The 18,041-nt window shown below is 59.0% G+C and carries 20 protein-coding genes; 12 read left to right on the forward strand and 8 right to left on the reverse strand.

Annotation, left to right across the window (positions count from 1 at the left end; all coding sequences use genetic code 11):
- Position 1 precedes the first annotated feature (1 nt).
- Positions 2-475, forward strand: coding sequence for a Cys-tRNA(Pro) deacylase (ybaK, locus tag EV130_RS11975; protein ID WP_132660390.1), 474 nt, complete (start codon positions 2-4; stop codon positions 473-475).
- On the opposite strand, the gene EV130_RS11980 is transcribed toward ybaK, so the two are convergent.
- Complete coding sequence (locus EV130_RS11980; protein WP_132551258.1) at positions 472-912, reverse strand: MarR family winged helix-turn-helix transcriptional regulator; 441 nt, start codon at positions 910-912, stop codon at positions 472-474. The two genes, ybaK and EV130_RS11980, sit on opposite strands and share 4 nt — an antisense overlap.
- Positions 913-992: 80 nt before the next feature.
- On the opposite strand from EV130_RS11980, the gene EV130_RS11985 reads away from it, so the two are divergent.
- Both EV130_RS11985 and EV130_RS11990 read left to right on the forward strand, forming a co-directional pair.
- Positions 993-1,694, forward strand: a complete 702-nt coding sequence (locus EV130_RS11985) for a glutathione S-transferase family protein (RefSeq protein WP_132660392.1) — start codon at positions 993-995, stop codon at positions 1,692-1,694.
- A gap of 112 nt (positions 1,695-1,806) precedes the next feature.
- On the forward strand, positions 1,807-3,060 hold the full coding sequence (locus tag EV130_RS11990; protein WP_074059889.1) for an aminopeptidase: 1,254 nt from the start codon (positions 1,807-1,809) through the stop codon (positions 3,058-3,060).
- Here the strand turns inward: EV130_RS11990 and EV130_RS11995 are convergent.
- A complete protein-coding gene (locus tag EV130_RS11995) occupies positions 3,008-3,919 on the reverse strand; it encodes an EamA family transporter (RefSeq protein ID WP_074059888.1) in 912 nt (303 codons plus the stop codon). The genes EV130_RS11990 and EV130_RS11995 overlap by 53 nt on opposite strands.
- A 100-nt stretch (positions 3,920-4,019) precedes the next feature.
- Here EV130_RS11995 and EV130_RS12000 point away from each other — a divergent pair, with 100 nt between their 5' ends.
- Positions 4,020-4,502 (forward strand): MarR family winged helix-turn-helix transcriptional regulator, encoded by a 483-nt coding sequence (locus tag EV130_RS12000; protein ID WP_132551262.1) that lies wholly within the window; start codon positions 4,020-4,022, stop codon positions 4,500-4,502.
- Here the strand turns inward: EV130_RS12000 and EV130_RS12005 are convergent, their stop codons facing one another.
- The 3 genes from EV130_RS12005 to EV130_RS12015 are packed head-to-tail and all read right to left on the reverse strand — an operon-like array spanning position 4,503 to position 8,576.
- Positions 4,503-5,093, reverse strand: a complete 591-nt coding sequence (locus EV130_RS12005; RefSeq protein WP_132551263.1) for an NAD(P)H-dependent oxidoreductase — start codon at positions 5,091-5,093, stop codon at positions 4,503-4,505.
- Positions 5,094-5,102: 9 nt separating this feature from the next.
- The gene (xseA, locus tag EV130_RS12010) at positions 5,103-6,683 is read right to left on the reverse strand and encodes an exodeoxyribonuclease VII large subunit (protein ID WP_074059885.1); all 1,581 of its coding nucleotides are present in this window, start codon (positions 6,681-6,683) and stop codon (positions 5,103-5,105) included.
- 54 nt (positions 6,684-6,737) lie between these two features.
- Positions 6,738-8,576 carry a hypothetical protein gene (locus EV130_RS12015; protein WP_132551542.1) on the reverse strand — a complete coding sequence of 613 codons (1,839 nt, stop codon included), beginning with the start codon at positions 8,574-8,576 and terminating at the stop codon, positions 6,738-6,740.
- Between the two features lie 173 nt (positions 8,577-8,749).
- Between EV130_RS12015 and EV130_RS12020 the strand changes: the two genes are divergently transcribed.
- From EV130_RS12020 to EV130_RS12035, 4 genes are read left to right on the forward strand one after another with little or no spacing between them, the layout of a single operon-like run.
- Complete coding sequence (locus tag EV130_RS12020) at positions 8,750-9,751, forward strand: glycosyltransferase (protein ID WP_074063015.1); 1,002 nt, start codon at positions 8,750-8,752, stop codon at positions 9,749-9,751.
- Between the two features lie 30 nt (positions 9,752-9,781).
- Positions 9,782-10,486: a class I SAM-dependent methyltransferase gene (locus EV130_RS12025; RefSeq protein WP_132660394.1), complete on the forward strand. Its 705-nt coding sequence runs from the start codon at positions 9,782-9,784 to the stop codon at positions 10,484-10,486.
- Between the two features lie 11 nt (positions 10,487-10,497).
- Positions 10,498-10,860: a DMT family transporter gene (locus tag EV130_RS12030; RefSeq protein ID WP_074063014.1), complete on the forward strand. Its 363-nt coding sequence runs from the start codon at positions 10,498-10,500 to the stop codon at positions 10,858-10,860.
- Complete coding sequence (locus EV130_RS12035; RefSeq protein WP_132660396.1) at positions 10,853-11,245, forward strand: GtrA family protein; 393 nt, start codon at positions 10,853-10,855, stop codon at positions 11,243-11,245. The genes EV130_RS12030 and EV130_RS12035 overlap by 8 nt, the downstream gene beginning before the upstream one ends.
- Here EV130_RS12035 and EV130_RS12040 read toward each other — a convergent pair whose 3' ends face one another.
- Complete coding sequence (locus tag EV130_RS12040; protein ID WP_074059881.1) at positions 11,246-12,232, reverse strand: Gfo/Idh/MocA family protein; 987 nt, start codon at positions 12,230-12,232, stop codon at positions 11,246-11,248.
- 179 nt (positions 12,233-12,411) lie between these two features.
- On the opposite strand from EV130_RS12040, the gene EV130_RS12045 reads away from it, so the two are divergent.
- Both EV130_RS12045 and EV130_RS12050 read left to right on the forward strand, forming a co-directional pair.
- A complete protein-coding gene (locus EV130_RS12045) occupies positions 12,412-13,359 on the forward strand; it encodes an aldo/keto reductase (protein ID WP_132660398.1) in 948 nt (315 codons plus the stop codon).
- Positions 13,360-13,369: 10 nt separating this feature from the next.
- Positions 13,370-13,813, forward strand: a complete 444-nt coding sequence (locus tag EV130_RS12050; protein WP_132660400.1) for a GNAT family N-acetyltransferase — start codon at positions 13,370-13,372, stop codon at positions 13,811-13,813.
- On the opposite strand, the gene EV130_RS12055 is transcribed toward EV130_RS12050, so the two are convergent.
- Positions 13,803-14,420 carry a hypothetical protein gene (locus tag EV130_RS12055; protein WP_074059878.1) on the reverse strand — a complete coding sequence of 206 codons (618 nt, stop codon included), beginning with the start codon at positions 14,418-14,420 and terminating at the stop codon, positions 13,803-13,805. The genes EV130_RS12050 and EV130_RS12055 overlap by 11 nt on opposite strands.
- Before the next feature lie 153 nt (positions 14,421-14,573).
- On the opposite strand from EV130_RS12055, the gene EV130_RS12060 reads away from it, so the two are divergent.
- Together EV130_RS12060 and EV130_RS12065 are read left to right on the forward strand one after the other, a co-directional pair.
- Positions 14,574-15,074, forward strand: a complete 501-nt coding sequence (locus tag EV130_RS12060) for a YciE/YciF ferroxidase family protein (protein ID WP_074059877.1) — start codon at positions 14,574-14,576, stop codon at positions 15,072-15,074.
- Between the two features lie 121 nt (positions 15,075-15,195).
- A complete protein-coding gene (locus EV130_RS12065; protein ID WP_074059876.1) occupies positions 15,196-15,555 on the forward strand; it encodes a nuclear transport factor 2 family protein in 360 nt (119 codons plus the stop codon).
- 61 nt (positions 15,556-15,616) lie between these two features.
- On the opposite strand, the gene pheT is transcribed toward EV130_RS12065, so the two are convergent.
- Complete coding sequence (pheT, locus tag EV130_RS12070; RefSeq protein WP_074059875.1) at positions 15,617-18,040, reverse strand: phenylalanine--tRNA ligase subunit beta; 2,424 nt, start codon at positions 18,038-18,040, stop codon at positions 15,617-15,619.
- Position 18,041 lies beyond the last annotated feature (1 nt).

Genomic DNA, 18,041 nt, shown 5'->3' on the forward strand with positions numbered 1-18,041 from the left:
GATGTCCAAGTCGACGCGCGCCACGCAGGTTCTTGCCAAATCCGGTGTCCGTTTCACGGTGCATGGCTACGACTATGATCCGAATGCCGAACGTGTCGGTCTCCAAGCTGCCGAAGCGCTCGGCGAGGAGCCGCATCGCGTGCTGAAAACGCTGATGGCGGAAGTGGACGGTAAGCCAGTCTGTGTCGTCGTGCCCTCCGATCGAGAAGTCAGCATGAAAAAACTTGCCAGCGCTTTCGGCGGAAAATCGGCAAACATGATGAAGCCTGCAGATGCAGAGCGAATGACCGGATATCATGTCGGGGGCATCAGCCCGTTCGGTCAGAAAAAGCCGGTTCCGACGGCGCTGGAGGAGGCCACGCTCAGTGAGCCTCTGGTTTACATGAACGGCGGTCAACGCGGCCTGCAGGTGCGCCTTGCGCCGAAGGAGGCGCTCAAGATGCTGAATGCCAAAGCCGCCTCGCTCATCGCTTAGGCGGAAAATCGCGCCAGTAGATTGACGAGCGCCGTGGCGGATGGTTCGTCAAGCTTCGAGCCGACGTGGGTCTCGATCGCCCTGGAATAGACCGTCCACATGCGTTCGCGAAGCGCCCGGCCGGCCTGGGTAATGACAACCCATCGGCCGCGCCCGTCTTCGGCAAGCGTCTCGCGGCTGACGAGCTCCTCGCGCTCGAGCCGGTCGATCAATCGCGAGAGATTGTATTGTGCCAGCAGCGTCCGCTCTTCGATTTCGAAGGGGCGCAGTCTGCCTTCCTCCGCGCGCGCCAACTCCCAGAGTACATCATACCATCCAAGCGGCGGCAGGCCGGCCTTCTTGAGATCGCTCTCGATGGCCCGCAGCAAGCGCTGCTGAGCGTGCATGATGGCGATCCACGCTTGCGTGACTGTCTCGGTTCGAGGTTTTTGGCCCATATAGATGCAATTACATTTACCTTGACGAACGAGCAAGGAAAATTATATGCAATTACATATACCATTGGAGACTCACGCACATGAACACCGGTCAATCCAGGTCCAAGCAGAAGCTTTCCCTCATCTCGCACCACCTGTGCCCTTATGTTCAGCGCGCTGCGATTGCCCTTGGTGAGAAGGGCGTGCCCTACGAGCGCATTTTCATCGATCTCGATGACAAGCCTGACTGGTTTTTGAAGATTTCTCCGCTCGGCAAGGTTCCGCTTCTGCTGATCGAGGCAGACGGGCGGCAGATCAACCTCTTCGAGAGCGCGGCAATATGCGAATACATCGACGAAACGCAACCCGGGCCGAGGCTTCATCCGCAAGATGCCCTGACACGGGCCCGCCATCGCGGATGGATGGAGTTCGGCTCGTCCATCCTGGCCGATCTGTGGATATACGAAACGACGAGCGACCCGCGGGTGCTGGCGACCAAACGAACGGTCCTTGCATCGAAATTCCTTGTCATCGAAACCGAACTTTCCGGCGGACCACATTTCGGCGGCACGAGCTTCAGCCTCGTGGATGCCGTATTTGCACCGATCTTCCGATATTTCGATGTCTTCGACACAATCAGCGACAGCCGCATCTTCGATGGCCTGGAAAAGGTGCAGCGCTGGAGAAGCACGCTTGCCCAGCGGCGAAGTGTCAGGCAAGCCGCCGCTACCGATTATCACGAGCGTCTCATCGCGTTCCTTGAGAAACATCGCTCAGCATTGCTTGAACAGGCGGCTGCCTAAGATCGTGCGTTGTATTGCCGCTTTGCAATTTCACGCCGGCGAGCTTCATTTTCGCCGTAAAGGGGTCTAAGTCTGGCATCTTCAGAGAGCAGATTTCAAGAGGTAGCCGGCCATGACGTTCATGCCCCAGAGTCAGAATTCCGTCGATCCGATCAAGCTGGAAAAGCTCGCCGAGGTCGCCGTCAGGGTCGGCCTGCAGCTACAAAGGGGTCAGGATCTGGTGATGACCGCGCCGATTGTCGCAATGCCTTTGGTACGATTGATCACCAATCACGCCTACATGGCGGGCGCCGGGCTTGTTACGACTTTCTACTCCGATGAAGAGACCACGCTTGCCCGCTATCAATACGGCAGCGACGAAAGCTTCGACAGAGCCTCAGGCTGGCTCTACGAAGGCATGGCAAAGGCATTTCAAAACGGTGCGGCACGTCTTGCAATTGCCGGCGACAATCCAATGCTCCTTTCCGAACAGGATTCCGGCAAGGTCAGCCGCGCAAACCGGGCGAACTCCGCTGCCTACAAACCAGCGCTTGAAAAGATCTCGAACTTCGACATCAACTGGAACATCGTTGCCTATCCCAATCCGTCTTGGGCGAAGGTCGTGTTTCCAGACGATCCAGAGCCAATCGCGGTCGCGAAACTGGCAAAGGCAATCTTTGCCGCCTCTCGCGTCGATCTCGACGATCCGGTCGCAGCCTGGATCGAGCACAATACGAACCTTGCCGCCCGCTCATCCTGGCTGAACGGTCAGCGCTTCGCAGCACTGCATTTCCAGGGTCCAGGCACCGACCTGACCGTTGGGCTTGCCGACGGTCATGAGTGGCATGGCGGTGCCTCCGTCGCCAAGAACGGCGTGACCTGCAACCCGAATATCCCAACGGAGGAGGTCTTCACGACACCGCACGCGCTGCGCGTGGAAGGCCATGTCTCAAGCACAAAGCCGCTGTCGCACCAGGGCACACTGATAGACAACATCCAGGTTCGTTTCGAAGAGGGCCGGATCGTCGAGGCCAAGGCTTCGCGCGGCGCAGAGGTATTGAACAAGGTGCTCGACACCGACGACGGCGCGCGCCGCCTCGGCGAAGTTGCGCTCGTGCCGCACTCGTCACCGATTTCGGCAAGCGGCATCCTTTTCTACAATACGCTTTTTGACGAAAACGCCTCGTGCCATATCGCGCTCGGACAATGCTACTCGAAGTGCTTCCTCGACGGCGCAAAGCTCAGCCAGGACCAGATCAAGGCCCAGGGCGGAAATAGCAGCCTTATCCATATCGACTGGATGATCGGTTCCGACAAAGTCGATATCGATGGCATCAAGCCGGACGGTTCGCGGGTTGCGGTGATGCGGCAGGGAGAATGGGCCTGACGGGTGCCATCGCTCGCTGGCTGATCCACACGCTCGCCAGTACGAGCAGGAAACCGAAGAGCTGCACGGGCGTCAAGCTTTGGCCAAGCGCAAGCCAACCGAGACACGTCGCCACAAGCGGGCTCAAGAAACCGAGCGAGGCCGCCGCCGCTGGCTCGATCTTCGACAGGCCGCGCAGCCATAGGACATAGGTGAAGGCCGCGCCGATCAGTCCGAGATAGGCCATGCCCAGCACATTGGCCGTTGTCGGCACAGGAAGAGCCGGCTCGAAAATCAGCGCAACTGGCACGAGCAAGAGCCCACCCGCCGTCAGTTGCCATGCGGTGAAGGTCAAGTTCGATACCGGCGGCGTCCACCGGCGCGTCAGCACCGTGCCGAAAGCCATTGATACGGCGCCTGCAAGACCGGCGGCAATGCCAATCGGATCGAGCGCAGCCTTGGGTGTCAACACCAACAGGGCGACGCCAGCCATTCCGGCCAGACCGGCAACGACGGCAAGAAGCTTGATCGGTTTGCCAAGAAGGAGGCGCGACAGCGCGATAACGATCAGCGGCTGAATAGCCCCGACCGTCGCGGCGACGCCGCCTGGAAGCCGGTAGGCCGAAACGAAAAGCATTGCCCAGAAGAACGAAAAATTCAGCGCGCCGAGGATAAAGACCCTGCCCCACCAGATACCAACCGGCAAGCGACGGATGGTGGCGAGCAAGACAAGACCGGCAGGCAAGGCGCGCAGCATCGCAACAGTCAGCGGATAGCCTGCAGGCAGGAACGCGGTCGTCACGAAGTAGGTGCTGCCCCAGATGGCGGGCGCGACGGCTGTCACCAGGACATCGCCTATATAGGTGCTGTTTTTCTTCATATCAAGAATCTCTATTTCAAGATAAAACCAGCATATCGCTATTTATCTTGACGTCAAGACATATCGTGCTATCCTTTGTTTGTCGAAGGATGAGCAAGCAATGGACCGCGTAGATAAAATCCTGTCCCAATGGCAACGTGAGCGGCCGGACCTTAATGTGGAAGCCATGGGTATCCTGGGGCGCCTGAAACGGTTGTCGACACATCTCGGACGCGAGGTAGAGCAAGTCCTGCTTCAGCACGGGCTCTCGTCATCCGCCTTCGACGTGCTGGCAACGCTTCGGCGCTCCGGAAAACCCTATCGCCTCTCGCCTGGCGATCTTCTTGCGATGACGATGGTGAGCTCCGGTACCATGACCAATCGCATCGACCAGCTCGAGAAATCAGGCTTCGTCGAACGCGTGCTCAATCCCGACGACCGGCGAAGCGTGCTGATTGCATTGACGGAGAACGGTTTTGCGGCCGTCGAGACCGCGGTCGGTGCCCATGTGGCCAATCAGCAGCGGCTTATCGAAGGCCTCAGCGATAAAGATAAGGCAGCGCTCGATGCGCTGCTGCGCAAGTTCCTCGCGAAGTTCGAATAGTCATATCGCGCTCAGCGCCTTGCGCACGCGATCAAGATGAGCTTGGCGTTTGGTGGCCGTCGCGCGGTCCATGTCATGCAGGCTGAGCATTCGAAAATTGAGGCCCTTGGAGCAGAAGTTTGCAATGCCACGCTTCAGTAGCCGCCGCACAGGATCGCCCATGTAGAGATGAACCAGCCACCAGGGCGAGCCCGTCGTCGTCAGAGCCCAAAGCAGCTTGATATTCGTCAGCTGCGGAACGATCCGTCCGCCGGCCGTATCATGCGAGAAGGCAACACCGGGCGCAAAGACCCGATCGAAGAATCCTTTGAGGATCGCCGGAAAATTGAACCACCATTGCGGAAAGACGAGGATCAATCCATCGGCCGCCTTCAACCGCTCCACAATCCTTGAGACACCGGAAGTGTCGTAGGGGATGTCGAAGTAGCCGCCGCGCTCGGTCTTCGTGAGGCGAGGGTCGAAATCCTCGGCGTAGAGATCGAGCAGATCGACCGAATGACCAGCTTCTACCAAAGCTTCACGCGCTGTCTTTGCAACAGAGGCGGCAAAACTCTCGTTGAGCGGGTGGGCGAGTACCAGCAGGATACGCATCACTCCCTCCTAAAACAGGCTACCCTGCTTCGGCGGCATCGTCGGCTCTTCCGGCTTCGGCGAGCGTTTCCTTGGCGGAGCACCGCCTTCGGTGGTCACTGCACCTACGCGGCCGTCGGCAAACTCGAGCGAAATGCCCACGCCAGGCGAAAGCGCCGCGGCCTGCGATACTGGCCGGTTCTCATCGTCGCGAATGACTGCATAACCGCGCTTCAGGACGTTCTTGTAGGACAGCGACTGCAACACGCGGTCCTGCGCCGAAAGCTCGCCCCTTGACCGTGTCAACTGATGGCGGACAGCAGTATCGGCGTGACGGGACAGGTTTGTCAGATGCTCACGCATGCGTGCCGTCTGCGTCTTCAGCCGCATCGGCAAGGATGCAAAGACGGCATCGGCCCTCAAGACGCGGGACTTGGAGCGATCGATCAGTCGCTCCACCGTGCGCTCGGCCCGCGTCATCCGCTCGGCCAGCATCTGGCGGCGCTCGACAATGCGATTGGAAAGAACGTCCGGCCTCAGATGCGATGCTGTGCGCTCGAAGCTCCGGCGCTTGTTGATGGTGTTGAGCTCAAGTCCGCGGCCAAGGCCTGCGGCCGCTTCATCAAAGCGCCGGCGCGGCAGTGCCAGCAACTGATCGAGCGACGGCAGCGCTCGCATCAATGCCCGAACGGACTGCCGCCTGTGATCCATCTGCCGGTTCGTGCAGCCTTGCAGTCGCGCCGAAAGCGCCGAAACCTGGGCGTCCAGTTCGGCTTTGACGGGAACGGCCATTTCCGCAGCCCCTGTGGGCGTCGGCGCACGAACATCGGCTGCATAGTCGATCAAAGTCCAGTCCGTTTCGTGGCCAACCGCCGAGATGAGCGGGATTTCACTTTCAGCGGCGGCGCGCACGACAATCTCGTCATTGAAACTCCAGAGATCTTCGAGGCTGCCGCCACCACGCGCGACAATCAGCACATCGGGCCTTGGCACTTCGCCGCCCGGCTGGAAGCCATTGAAACCGCGGATCGCATTGGCCACCTCCTCGCCGGAACCATCGCCCTGCACCTTGACGGGCCAGACGATGACATGGACTGGAAAACGATCTGAAATGCGATGCAGGATATCGCGAATAACGGCGCCCGTTGGCGACGTGACGACGCCGATGATCCTCGGCATGAACGGCAGCCGCCTCTTTCGCGCCGCGTCGAAAAGTCCCTCAGCACCAAGCTTTCGCTTGCGCTCCTCGATCAACGCCATCAGCGCGCCGGCACCCGCGGGCTCCAGCGTTTCAATGACGATCTGGTACTTCGACGAGCCAGGAAAGGTCGTCACCTTGCCGGTGGCGATCACCTCCATGCCTTCTTCCGGCCGGAATTTTAGCCGCGAGAACGTGCCTTTCCAGATGACGGCGTCGATACGCGCACGATCGTCCTTCAGGGAGAAATAAGCATGCCCTGATGAATGCGGGCCGCGATAGCCGGAAATTTCGCCGCGCACCCGGACCTGGTCGAAGGCGGTTTCGACCGTGCGCTTGATCGATCCCGAAAGTTCGGAGACCGAATATTCAGTCAGGTTGGTGGGCGAATCGGTGTCGAAGACATTGCTCATCCTTTCTTTCTAGCGAAAGCGGAGGGAAAGATCAGCATAGCTTCGGGTCAGCGCTCACTTTTCCGGTTTGAAGAGAAAGAACTGCACGCCAACGCCCGCAGCCTTAGGAAGCGGCTGGAGGTAGGACGGCACATTGCCCTTCGCCAATTGAGAATAAAGACCCTCCGGCTTCAGTTTTGCGAACTGCATCGTCGGATAATCGTCGGGACAGAAAGCCAAAACACGAACGTCGGCCCCCCTCAGGAAGGCCTTTGCATCCTTCGGTTCGGAGAGGCCGATATGCATTTCGGTCAGCATACCCCGGGGATTGCGATGGTAAGGTGCAGTCAGAACACGGTGGCTCGTAAAGCGGAGGATCGACACCCCGAGTTCAGATGAGGCCGCCACCATGCCGACAGGCATCGCCTTCAGCGGCGCAAGCGCCTCTCTTGAGGTGCATGAAGGCTTGTTTTCCTCGTCTTTTTCTTTCTTCTTGTCTTGCTCCGTCTGCCCTTGCAGCTCGATGAAAGCCCCAGCAACGGCCCAGACAGCAGGTACGCTGGCGAGAACCAGCATGATGTAGCAGGAAGCGACAGCGACGTTTTCGCGATCGCTGTTCGATATACGGCGGATGTCGATAATCAGCAGCGCGAGTGGCAGGATAGCGATCAGGTTTGCAAAGGGTACGCCGCGCACCTGCATGAGACCGATCGCCCAGCAGAGGACGAGCAGGAAAAGCAGAATGGCGTGAATGCGCACTCTGTCGCGATAGAGGATCCGGAATGCACTGACAGCAATACCCAAAAGGCCGGATGCGTAAAAGGCACCGATCCCAAAAGGCTCGTCGCGGATCATGTCGAGAATGGAACGCGCTTCTGAAATGTTGTTCAGCCACAACTCAACGAGCATGGGATCGAGATCGTCAAGCGGATTATGCAGGCATTGGGGCGCAATCACGATGGCCGAAGCTGAAACAGCGATGCCGATGGCACCGAGTGCAGCGAAGCGTCCCATCCTCGACGCACGGCTTGCGAAAACAGCAGCAACGGCAAGCATCCCACCGCCGATCGCCGCGAGGCTGTAAAAGCCAAGCGAAAAATTATCGCAGGTTACGGTCGAATATAGGCGGGGCGGCATGGTCAAGAAGAACAGGATACTGACGGCCAGCGTCAGCGTCAGTGCGAATGCTTTGGCAGCGTTCTGAAAGGCTGCCCCCACCCAGGCCCAATGAAGTGCGACGACAAGACAGACCGATGCGACAAACGGTGTGGTCTCGACCCCAATGGCCATCGCCAGTGCCGCCATCAAGCCTGCAACGATATAGCTTCGGGCCCGATGCTCCTCATCGAGAAGCATTGCCGTCATCATCGCGACGAGCCCGATCTGCACATTGTGATGATCGATCGCACCCGGAACGAAACGGTTGCTGGTCCATACGCCCAGTGCGGTCATCGCCAGAGAGATGTGCATGGCAGGCACGCCGCCGACGCGGCGGCCCGCGATCGCCATCGCAAGCATGAGAGGGATAACGAGTGAAACGGGCCAGAGCGCGAGCGCCACGGCCTCGGCCTGCTCGCTCGCCAGAAACAAGCCGAAGAACTTGATGAGCCCGGCGATCGGCAAATCGATCAGCCTCGACCAGTGCATCAGCGTGCCATCAACGCCCAGCCGGTATTGCGTCAAATCGAACCAGCTCTGCCCGGAAAGAAAATCCCTTACTTCGACGAGCCGCATACCGTCGTCATTGTCTGCACCGACGTAGTCTTTCGTCCCGATCAGCTTCACCGGCAAAATGCCCGCGATCAGCACCGCGCTATAAAGCAAAACGGACGGGCGCAGACGCGTAAGAAGCATGCGCATAGTGGCAAGCGATACGGTGGGCGGCGAAGATTTAGAAGCTGAAGTGCCAGTCATTCCTGCGACGTTCGCCATTCCTGCTGTCCCGTCCTGAGCTGCGCAAACTTTAGCTTTTGCAGATCAAGAAAGTGTAAAGCGTCCGACCGGCTGCTGATTCTTCCCGCATTATAGGGTCTTATTAACGCTGCGTGTTTTAGACTGCGAGCCAATTGTCAATGGCGAGTGGCATCATGACACGATCGCAGATCAAAACCCCAAACGTCGCCGTGCTGCTTCCGTGCTACAACGAAGCGGCCACGATCGGTGCAGTCGTCCGCGGATTCAAGGCGGCACTGCCGCAAGCGCAGATTCATGTCTACGACAACAATTCGACTGACGGCACCGCGCTCCATGCGATGCTGGCCGGCGCCGCTGTCGTGCGCGAACGGCGCCAGGGCAAGGGCCATGTCGTGCGCCGCATGTTCGCCGATATCGACGCCGACATCTATCTGATGGCCGATGGCGACGGCACTTATGCGCCGGAAGACGGCGAAGAGTTGATCCGCACGCTGCTGACCGAGCGCGCCGACATGGTAGTCGGAACGCGGCGCGGGGTTCACTCCGACGCCGGGCGCAACGGACATGCTCTCGGCAACCGCATCTTCAACATCCTCTACCGCACGATCTTCGGTCAGGACTTCACCGATATTTTCTCAGGCTACCGCGCCTTTTCGCGCCGTTTCGTCAAGAGCTTCCCGGCCGTTTCCGCCGGCTTCGAGATCGAGACCGAAATGTCCGTCCACGCCTCTCGGCTCAAGCTGCCGGTCGCCGAGCTGGAACTCGATTACGGCCGTCGCCCGGAAGGTTCGCACTCGAAGCTCTCGACCTTGAAGGACGGCGGCAAGATTCTCTGGATGTTTGCCATGCTGATGAAGGAAACGCGGCCCTTTGCCTTCTTCGGCCTCATCAGCGCTTTCTTCATGCTGTCGAGCATGGCTTTCATGGCGCCTGTGCTGGCGGAATATTTCGAGACCGGCCTTGTCAACCGCATGCCGACATGGGTTCTGTCCATGGCGCTGATGATGATCTCCTTCATGGTCTTCACCGCGGGTCTGATCCTTGATTCCGTCGCACGCTCGCGTGCCGAGCAGCTTCGCATTCACTACCTCAGCGTCGGCGCGCCGAGCCAGGGTTTGATGCCGGAAAAGCTCATGGAAACAGCGCAAGGTGCCAGGACCACGCGTATCGCATAGCTGCTTCCGCTCAAAGGTGACGCCCTTTTCATGAACAGAGAGACCACAAACCGCATTCGTTTCGTGCTGGAAGACATCCTGCCGCCGTTTGTCCGTGATTCCTTTGCGTTTCGCTGGGCTGCGCGGCGCGTCTGGGGAGACCATATCACGCACCTGGCGAAATTTCGCGAGCGAGCACCGTTTCTTTCGGCAGAGGAATATGCCGAGCTTTACCGCAATCATCCGCGAGTTCACGAAGGCACCGACAATTCTGCGGCCTGCATCAGCCGCATCCTCGGATCGATCGCGGGAGAGAGCGTCTGCGACATCGGCTGCGGCACGGGAGCGCTGCTCCGCAGCATCCAGTCAGCGCATCCTGGGCTCAAGCGCCTTACAGGCGTCGACTTTGTCATTGAAGACGCATCACGGCTGCCTGGCATCGAATATGTCGCAGCCAAGGTCGAAAACCTCCCCTTTGCCGACGCCGAATTCGACACGGTCATCTGCACGCACGTGATCGAGCATATTCTCGACTACCGGCAAGCGATTGCCGAACTGCGCCGGATTGCAAAACGCCGCCTGATTATCGTTGTGCCGAGGGAACGCGAATATCGCTACACGTTCAATCCGCACTTCAATTTCTTCCCTTATACGCACTCCTTCCTCAGAGCTGTCCACCCGGTGCCTCCAGCCTTTGTCTGCGAGGACATCGGTCGCGACATCTTCTATTCGGAAGAGAGAGGTGGAGGGAATTGAAGGACGGTTCGATGCTTTCCACTTTCTCGACCGCAACATGGATTGGGCTTGTCGGCACGCCGTTGCTGATTGCCTCGGGCCAGGTGCTGTTCAAGCTGGCGAGCGCGGCAACAGGCGAGTTCAGCGTCCGCAACGTTCTTGTGCTGCTTCTCAACCCCGTGTTGCTTGCAGCGCTGCTCCTTTACGGCCTCGGAACGATTATCTGGATTTATGTCCTGAAAGCCGTCCCGCTGACGATTGCCTACTCGTTTATGGGATTGACCTTCTGCTTCGTGCCATTGCTGGCGCAGCTCTTTCTTGGGGAAGCCCTCACTGTTCGCTACGCCATTGGCGCGGCTTTCATTATTGCCGGCATGCTCGCGATCAATGGCTGACGCCCCTCTCAATCGAAGCGGGTCGCTTCTGCGCTTTGCCGCAATGTCGCTATTGGGATCGGCAACCGAAACGCTGCTCTTCCATTTGCTGCTGAAGGTGATGCAAGGCCCGCTCCTGACGCGGGCAGTTAGCCTTGCTGCAGTCCTTGGCATTATGCTCGCGATGCTGCGATGCATCGATCTGACGGCAGCCGGCCGCCTGTCGGTCGGCCGCGCCGGTATCGTCGCCATCCTGTTGACTTCGGCGATCTTGAACTATGGTCTCTACGCCGCCCTCATAACAGGTTTGCCGTCCCTGCAGCCGTTGGCGGCGACGGTTCTCGCCTCCCTCTCTGCATTGTGCTTTGCAATCTTCGGCTACAGCCGGTTCGCATTTCGTGAATAATCAAACAGGCTCCCAGCCGTCCTTCTCGCTCGCCCGGTAAATCGCGTCGATCACCTTTTGGTTCAGCTTCGAGCTTTCGAGCGTGACGACCTCTTCCTTCTCGCCCCTGGCTGCGCGGGCGAAAGCTTCTGCTTCACATTTGTACTGGCGGCTGTCCTGGAAGCGGAAGATGGTCGACTCGTCGTGGCTCCGGTTGGCGAGCTCCAGTTCCTCCGGCCCCCAGCGGTCGGCATTGAAGGGCGATTTTACCTCGATGTAACCTTCCGTGCCATGGAACACCATGACCTGGCGGTTTGCCATCTGGGTCGAGATGTAGAAGCTCAGCTCGAAATCGCCGAAATCGGCCTTGACGCTCGAATAGATATCGGTGCCGAATTCCTTGTCACGTTCGGTGACGGCCTGGATGCGCAGTGGTTCCTTGCCTGTCGAAAAGCGCGTGCTGATCGTCGGATAGACGCCGATATCGGGTAGGCCGCCGCCGCCAAGTTCTGGAATATTGCGCATGTTGCCGGGATCGCGATTGAAATAGGTGAAGGCACCTTGGACATGGCGAAGCTTGCCGATTGCGCCATCGGCAATCAGCGAGCGGACCTTTCGCCATACCGGCGCGTAGGTCACCATATAGGCTTCGGTAATCAGGACCTTGTTGCGATCCCTAGCAGAAATGAGGCTGTCGATCTCGCCCGCATTGAGCGCGATCGGTTTTTCGCAAAGGACATGCTTGCCGGCGTCTGCCGCCTTGATGGACCATTCGACGTGCTGCGAAGTCGGCAGCGGGATGTAGACGGCGTCGATCACGTCGGAGGCGAGCATCTCCTCATAAGAGCCAAAGGCATGAGGAACTGAAAAGCGGTCAGCCATCTCGCGCGCCTTTTTCAGGTCGCGACTGGCAATCGCGGTGACGACACAGTTTTCCGCGTCCTGAATGGCAGGAACGACGAGTTCACGGCCGATCTTTGCCGTCGAAATGATACCGAAACGGAGCATGGCTTACCTCCCTGAGCTTGATTGGGTGCAACCTTATTCAGGGGTGGCGGGCGACGCAATGGCGCGCGCGCAAATCACGGAAGATTGGTTTTCCTCTGCCCCAACATGCCCTAGTTTACTCCCGGCGACCCTCTGTCGCGTATGCCCCTTCAATCAAATCAACATTTTAGGATAGCGCCATGGAAATGCGCCGGCTCGGAAAAACAGGCCTTTCAATCTCGCCTATCGTCTTCGGCGGCAATGTCTTTGCATGGACCGCCGACGAGAAAACCTCCTTTGATATCCTCGACGCATTCTTCCAAGCAGGTCTCAATACCATCGACACGGCCGACGTCTACTCATCCTGGGTGCCCGGCAACAAAGGCGGCGATTCAGAGGAGATCATCGGCAAGTGGCTAAAGAACGCCAAGGTCTCCCGCGACCAGGCTGTCATCATCACCAAGGTCGGCTCCGACATGGGCCAAGGAAAGACGCTGAAAGAGCAATATATCCTCAAGGCCGTGGAAGATTCGCTCCGCCGCCTGCAGACGGATTACATCGACCTCTACCTGTCCCACTGGCCCGACGAAAATACGCCCTATGAAGAAACGCTCGGCGCCTTCGCCAAGCTGAAGCAGCAGGGCAAAATCCGGGCGATGGGCTGTTCCAATCTCGATGCCAGCCAGCTTCAGGCATCCTTCGATGCCGCCTGGAAGGCTGGCGTTCCTCGCTACGATGTCCTGCAACCCGAATATAATCTCTATGAGCGATCGGGCTTCGAGGGCCGGCTTGCCGATCTTTGCGTGAAGGAAGACATCGGTGTCATCACCTATTTCAGCCTCGCAGCCGGCTTTCTCACCGGTAAGTACCGCAGCAAGACCGATACGGAGGGCAAGGCCCGCAAAGATCGGGTCATGAAATATCTCGATGATAAGGGAATGCGCATTCTGGCCGCACTCGACCAGATTTCCGCCGAGATGAGCGCGAAACCTGCCGAGATCTCGCTCGCCTGGCTGCTCAACAAGAAAGGCGTGACGGCACCGATCGCCAGTGCTACCAGCACATCACAGCTCGATAGCCTGGTGAAGGCGGCCAGGCTTGAGCTTTCTGAAGAAGCAATGAGACTGCTCGACGAGGCAGGCGCCTGAGGGGGACGACATGACCGTGACGATCCGCGATGCCAGACCGGGAGACGAAGCGCGCTGGCGCGAACTCTGGCAGGATTACCTCGCCTTTTATGAAGTCACGGTTAATGGCGGCATTACCAATTCAACGTGGCGCCGGGTTTTCGATCCGGCGTCAGCAATCTTCATGCGTGTTGCCGAAGTCGACGGAGAGGTTATGGGCTTCACCCTATCGCTGACGCATGAAGGCACATGGATTGACGGCAGGGACTGCTATCTCGAAGACCTGTTCGTCGACCCAGGCGCGCGCGGCAAAGGGGTCGGCCGGGCGCTCATGGATGACCTGGTTCTGCTCTGCAAGCAGAACGGCTGGTCGCGGCTTTATTGGCACACCAACGCACAGAACAAGAGGGCACGTGCGCTCTACGACAGCTATGTCGAAAGCGACGGGCACATCCGCTATCGCATCAGTTTCTGAGAGGCGGGAAGCCTTCGTAGTATTGCGCATGATCTCCCTGCCAATTCGCCATCCCAGACTTGGTGAGAGTTCCGCGCGGCCGCACGTAGCTCTGGATCGTACGCTTTGGCCGCTCATGCCACTGGATATTAAAGGCCCATAGTTTCGGGAAGAAGCAGAGAGATGCATAGGGCAGATGATCGTGGATCCACCACGCGAGCTTCTGCCAATCTTGCTCATCTCGATAAGTATCGATCATCCAGGGTACGACGATACAGGCCGTCGCCCCCATGCAGCCATCGAAATCGCGCATGTCCCAGATATGGTCCGCCGCGCTCGAGGCATTGGTCGAGCAATTGAGCTTGTTTTTGTTTCCAAACCCGTTGACGGCGGCAGAGCGGTAGCCCGAGCGGATGTGCAGCCTGCCGAACGTTGCCTGAAGCGGCTCGAGCAGTTCCTTGCAAAGCCGCCTGCCCGCCTCGATTGCAAGATCGGGATCGTCTGGAATATTTGGAATGCGATAGAAATTTGCGATCTCGGAATGGAGGAAATCGCGCAGGAAGAAATTCTTCGATAGCCGCACCCGTCCCATATCCTCGAGTGATTTCATCGACCCAGGCTTGTTCATGCGTCTCTCCTCCATCCGCTGGCCGAGCCTAGCGCGTGATCGCGCTATCGCCACCCGGAAAGTGCGGGCTCCAACGGAACAATTTCCAACGAGGTCGCTTCTGTAAGGGTTCACGACTGCGTGAGTCCAAAAACGAGAACAAGGAACGAAGAAATGGCCAAGCAAAAGTCACTTGAGGATCTCTATTACGACACCTTGAAGGACATCTACTTCACCGAGCGGCAGATTCTGCGCGCCCTGCCGAAGATGGCCCGCGCTGCTCAGTCCGCCGATCTGAAGGCCGGTTTCGAAAAGCACAAGGAAGAAACCGAAACCCATCTGGAACGTTTGCAGCAGGTGTTCGAGATTGCCGGCAAACGTGCTCAGGGCAAGACCTGCGAAGCGATTCAGGGCATCATCGCCGAAGGCGAAGAGATCATGGAAGAATTCAAGGGGACGGCCGCTGTCGACGCCGGCCTGATCTCTGCGGCGCAGGCCGTGGAGCACTACGAGATCGCCCGTTACGGCACACTGAAGACCTGGGCGCAGAACCTCGGATACAAGGACGCCGTTGCGCTGCTGGACCAGACCTTGCTGGAAGAAGAGGCAACTGACAAGTTGCTTACGAAACTCGCCGTCAGCGCCGCAAACCAGAAAGCCGCCCGCGCAGCTTGACGACAATCGACTGGAGGAGCCGGTCTTACCGGCTGCTCCAGCCTTGGTACGGCTTGTCAAGGGACCACCCGCCTCTAAATCTTCCACCGTTATGTCGAGGCCGATACGGAGCGTGCAAGATATGTCCGAACAGCAGGCAATCGAAGCAGTCGTCCATCTCTACGTCGAAGGCATGACCTTTGCCAACGAAGCGGCTTTGCGAAAGGCGTTCCATCCGCAAAGCGCGATCATCGGTCACTATGAACATGCGGTCGAATGGCTGACGCGCGACGAATTCATCGCTGCGATCACAGCCGAAGGCGCCGCTCCGCCGGGGACCCAACCCTATATGGATATAACAATGATCGATGTCGCAGGCGATGCCGCGATGGCAAAGGTGACTGACGAATTCGCCGGGATGCGCTTTACCGACTATCTATCGATGCTGAAGATCGACGGTCGATGGACGATCGTCAACAAGGTCTACTACCTGCATTCCTAGCTAGCGCAGCTTTCACAGCATGAGGCCGGCGCAACCGCCGGCCCGCAGTGCGCGACTTATGTCAGCTACGCAGCACACCGCCCGTGAACTTCATCACGCTCGCCACGATCTTCTGCGTCAGTGCCTCAAAATCCTCGTCCGTCAGCGTCCGCTCGACGGGCTGGATCTGCACTTCGATCGCAACCGACTTCTTGCCTTCCCCAAGCGATCCGCCTTCGAAGATGTCGAAGACATTGACGCCGGTGACCAGCCTGCGATCGGCACCGCTCGCAGCCTTTATGATCGCGCCGGCTTCAACCGCCTTGTCGACGACGAAGGCGAAATCGCGCTTGACGGCCTGGAATGGCGAAAGCTCCAGCGCCGGCTTGGTCCGCGTCGCCTTCTTCTTCGGCTCGGGCATCGCGTCGATATAGACTTCGAAGCCGCAGAGCGCGCCTGAGACATCGAGTGCTTCGAGTGTCGAAGGATGGAATTCGCCGAAATAGCCGAGGACGACCTTCGGGCCCATCTTGATGGTGCCGGAACGGCCTGGGTGATACCAATCCGGTCCGCCCTGTTCTATCTGGATATTGCCCATCGGCAGGCCGCAGGCCTCCATCACCGCCAGCGCGTCGGCCTTGGCGTCGAAGACGTCGACCGGCTTGCCGCCGCCCCTCGAACTGTTCGACCACATGCGGCCAGCGCCAGTGAGCGAGGCCGTGCCGCGGCGAATGCCACCGGCAGCACGACGCTGGCCTTCCGGCCGGTCATTCTCGTAGGTTCCGGAGACTTCGAAGATCGCCACATCGCCGTGGCCCTTGTCGGCGTTTCGCTGCGCAGCCATCAACAGGCCCGGCAGGAGCGAGGGGCGCATGTCGGACATTTCGGCTGCGATCGGGTTTGCAAGCTTGAGTGCCGGTGAACCGCCGCCGAAGAGCTTCGCCTGCTCTTGCGAAATGAAGGACCAGGTCACTGCCTCCAGCATGCCGCGCGAGGCGAGCGCCCGCTTGGCCATCCGCGTGCGGATCTGCAGCGTCGTCAAGATCTTGCCGTTCACCGCTGCATGGCTTTCCAAGGGCGCCGGCTTGATGTTGTCGACGCCGTGGATGCGCATGACTTCCTCAACGAGGTCGGCCTTACCGCCGATATCCGGACGCCAGGAAGGAACGGCGACCGATACGCTTTCGCCCGAACCCGTCACCACGAAGCCGAGGCGGGTCAGGATATCCTTGCTCTCCTCGGTCGAGACTTCGAGGCCGGTCAGGCGCCTGACTTCGCTGTAGGGGAAATCGACGATCTTCGGCTGATACCCCTTGTAGCCGACGACATCGGCCTTTGCCGGCGTGCCGCCGCAAAGTTCAAGAACGAGTTCGGTCGTGCGCTCCAGTCCGGGAACCATATATTCCGGATCGACACCGCGCTCGAAGCGATAGCGGGCATCGGTGATGATGCCCAGACCGCGGCCGGACTTGGCAATATTCATCGGGTCCCAGAGCGCAGATTCGATCAGCACGTCAGTCGTCTTTTCGTCGCAGCCCGAATGCTCGCCGCCCATGATGCCGCCGATCGACTCGATGCCGTCCGCATCGGCGATCACGACATTGTTGGGCCCAAGCTTGTATTCGCGCTGGTCGAGCGCCAGCACCGTCTCGCCTTCCCTCGCGCGGCGGACGGTCAGATTGCCGCTGACCTTGGCAGCGTCAAAGACGTGCATCGGCCGGCCCTGGTCGAAGGTCATGTAGTTGGTGATATCGACCAGGGCATTAATTGGACGCAGACCGATTGCCAGCAGCCGCTGCTGCATCCAGCGCGGGCTCGGGCCGTTCCTGACGCCGCGCACGAGGCGGAGCGCAAAACCAGGGCAGAGCTTTTCGTCGTCAAGTTCGAGCTTCACCCTGACAGGCGTCTCGCCCTCGACGGCAAAAGACGGCGCAGGCCGCGCCTTCAGCGTGCCGAGACCCGAAGCGGCCAAATCGCGGGCGATGCCAAAGATGCTCGTGCAGTCCGGACGGTTCGGCGTAAGATTGATCTCGATGACAGGGTCGTCGAGATGGGCATAGGCCGCATAGCTGGACCCGATTGGGGCGTCTTCGGGCAAATCGATGATTCCCTCATGATTGTCAGAAATCATGAGTTCCTTTTCGGAGCACATCATGCCGTGGCTTTCAACGCCGCGGATATTGCCGACGGAAAGCGTCACGTCGATGCCGGGAACATAGGTGCCCGATGCGGCAAATGCTCCGATGAGCCCCGCCCGGGCATTCGGCGCCCCACAGACAACCTGGATCGGAGCACCCTTGCCGGTATCGACCGAGAGAACCTTGAGGCGATCGGCCTGCGGATGTTTTTCGGCGGAGAGAACCTTGGCGATGATGAAAGGCCTGAAGGCCGCCTTGTCATCGACGTCTTCGACTTCCAGCCCGATCATCGTCAGGCGGGTGCAGATTTCATCCAGGGCGGCATCCGTTTCCAGATGATCCTTCAGCCAGGAGAGTGTGAATTTCATG

Origin of the sequence: Rhizobium azibense, assembly GCF_004342325.1 — a bacterium.
GTDB lineage: Bacteria > Pseudomonadota > Alphaproteobacteria > Rhizobiales > Rhizobiaceae > Rhizobium > Rhizobium etli_B.

Bases quoted from the DNA above. Each gene is read 5' to 3' on its own strand.
- ybaK (WP_132660390.1), top strand. From the start codon at position 2: ATGTCCAAGTCGACGCGCGCCACGCAGGTTCTTGCCAAATCCGGTGTC.
- EV130_RS11980 (WP_132551258.1), bottom strand. From the start codon at position 912: ATGGGCCAAAAACCTCGAACCGAGACAGTCACGCAAGCGTGGATCGCC.
- EV130_RS11985 (WP_132660392.1), top strand. From the start codon at position 993: ATGAACACCGGTCAATCCAGGTCCAAGCAGAAGCTTTCCCTCATCTCG.
- EV130_RS11990 (WP_074059889.1), top strand. From the start codon at position 1,807: ATGACGTTCATGCCCCAGAGTCAGAATTCCGTCGATCCGATCAAGCTG.
- EV130_RS11995 (WP_074059888.1), bottom strand. From the start codon at position 3,919: ATGAAGAAAAACAGCACCTATATAGGCGATGTCCTGGTGACAGCCGTC.
- EV130_RS12000 (WP_132551262.1), top strand. From the start codon at position 4,020: ATGGACCGCGTAGATAAAATCCTGTCCCAATGGCAACGTGAGCGGCCG.
- EV130_RS12005 (WP_132551263.1), bottom strand. From the start codon at position 5,093: ATGCGTATCCTGCTGGTACTCGCCCACCCGCTCAACGAGAGTTTTGCC.
- xseA (WP_074059885.1), bottom strand. From the start codon at position 6,683: ATGAGCAATGTCTTCGACACCGATTCGCCCACCAACCTGACTGAATAT.
- EV130_RS12015 (WP_132551542.1), bottom strand. From the start codon at position 8,576: ATGACTGGCACTTCAGCTTCTAAATCTTCGCCGCCCACCGTATCGCTT.
- EV130_RS12020 (WP_074063015.1), top strand. From the start codon at position 8,750: ATGACACGATCGCAGATCAAAACCCCAAACGTCGCCGTGCTGCTTCCG.
- EV130_RS12025 (WP_132660394.1), top strand. From the start codon at position 9,782: ATGAACAGAGAGACCACAAACCGCATTCGTTTCGTGCTGGAAGACATC.
- EV130_RS12030 (WP_074063014.1), top strand. From the start codon at position 10,498: ATGCTTTCCACTTTCTCGACCGCAACATGGATTGGGCTTGTCGGCACG.
- EV130_RS12035 (WP_132660396.1), top strand. From the start codon at position 10,853: ATGGCTGACGCCCCTCTCAATCGAAGCGGGTCGCTTCTGCGCTTTGCC.
- EV130_RS12040 (WP_074059881.1), bottom strand. From the start codon at position 12,232: ATGCTCCGTTTCGGTATCATTTCGACGGCAAAGATCGGCCGTGAACTC.
- EV130_RS12045 (WP_132660398.1), top strand. From the start codon at position 12,412: ATGGAAATGCGCCGGCTCGGAAAAACAGGCCTTTCAATCTCGCCTATC.
- EV130_RS12050 (WP_132660400.1), top strand. From the start codon at position 13,370: ATGACCGTGACGATCCGCGATGCCAGACCGGGAGACGAAGCGCGCTGG.
- EV130_RS12055 (WP_074059878.1), bottom strand. From the start codon at position 14,420: ATGAACAAGCCTGGGTCGATGAAATCACTCGAGGATATGGGACGGGTG.
- EV130_RS12060 (WP_074059877.1), top strand. From the start codon at position 14,574: ATGGCCAAGCAAAAGTCACTTGAGGATCTCTATTACGACACCTTGAAG.
- EV130_RS12065 (WP_074059876.1), top strand. From the start codon at position 15,196: ATGTCCGAACAGCAGGCAATCGAAGCAGTCGTCCATCTCTACGTCGAA.
- pheT (WP_074059875.1), bottom strand. From the start codon at position 18,040: ATGAAATTCACACTCTCCTGGCTGAAGGATCATCTGGAAACGGATGCC.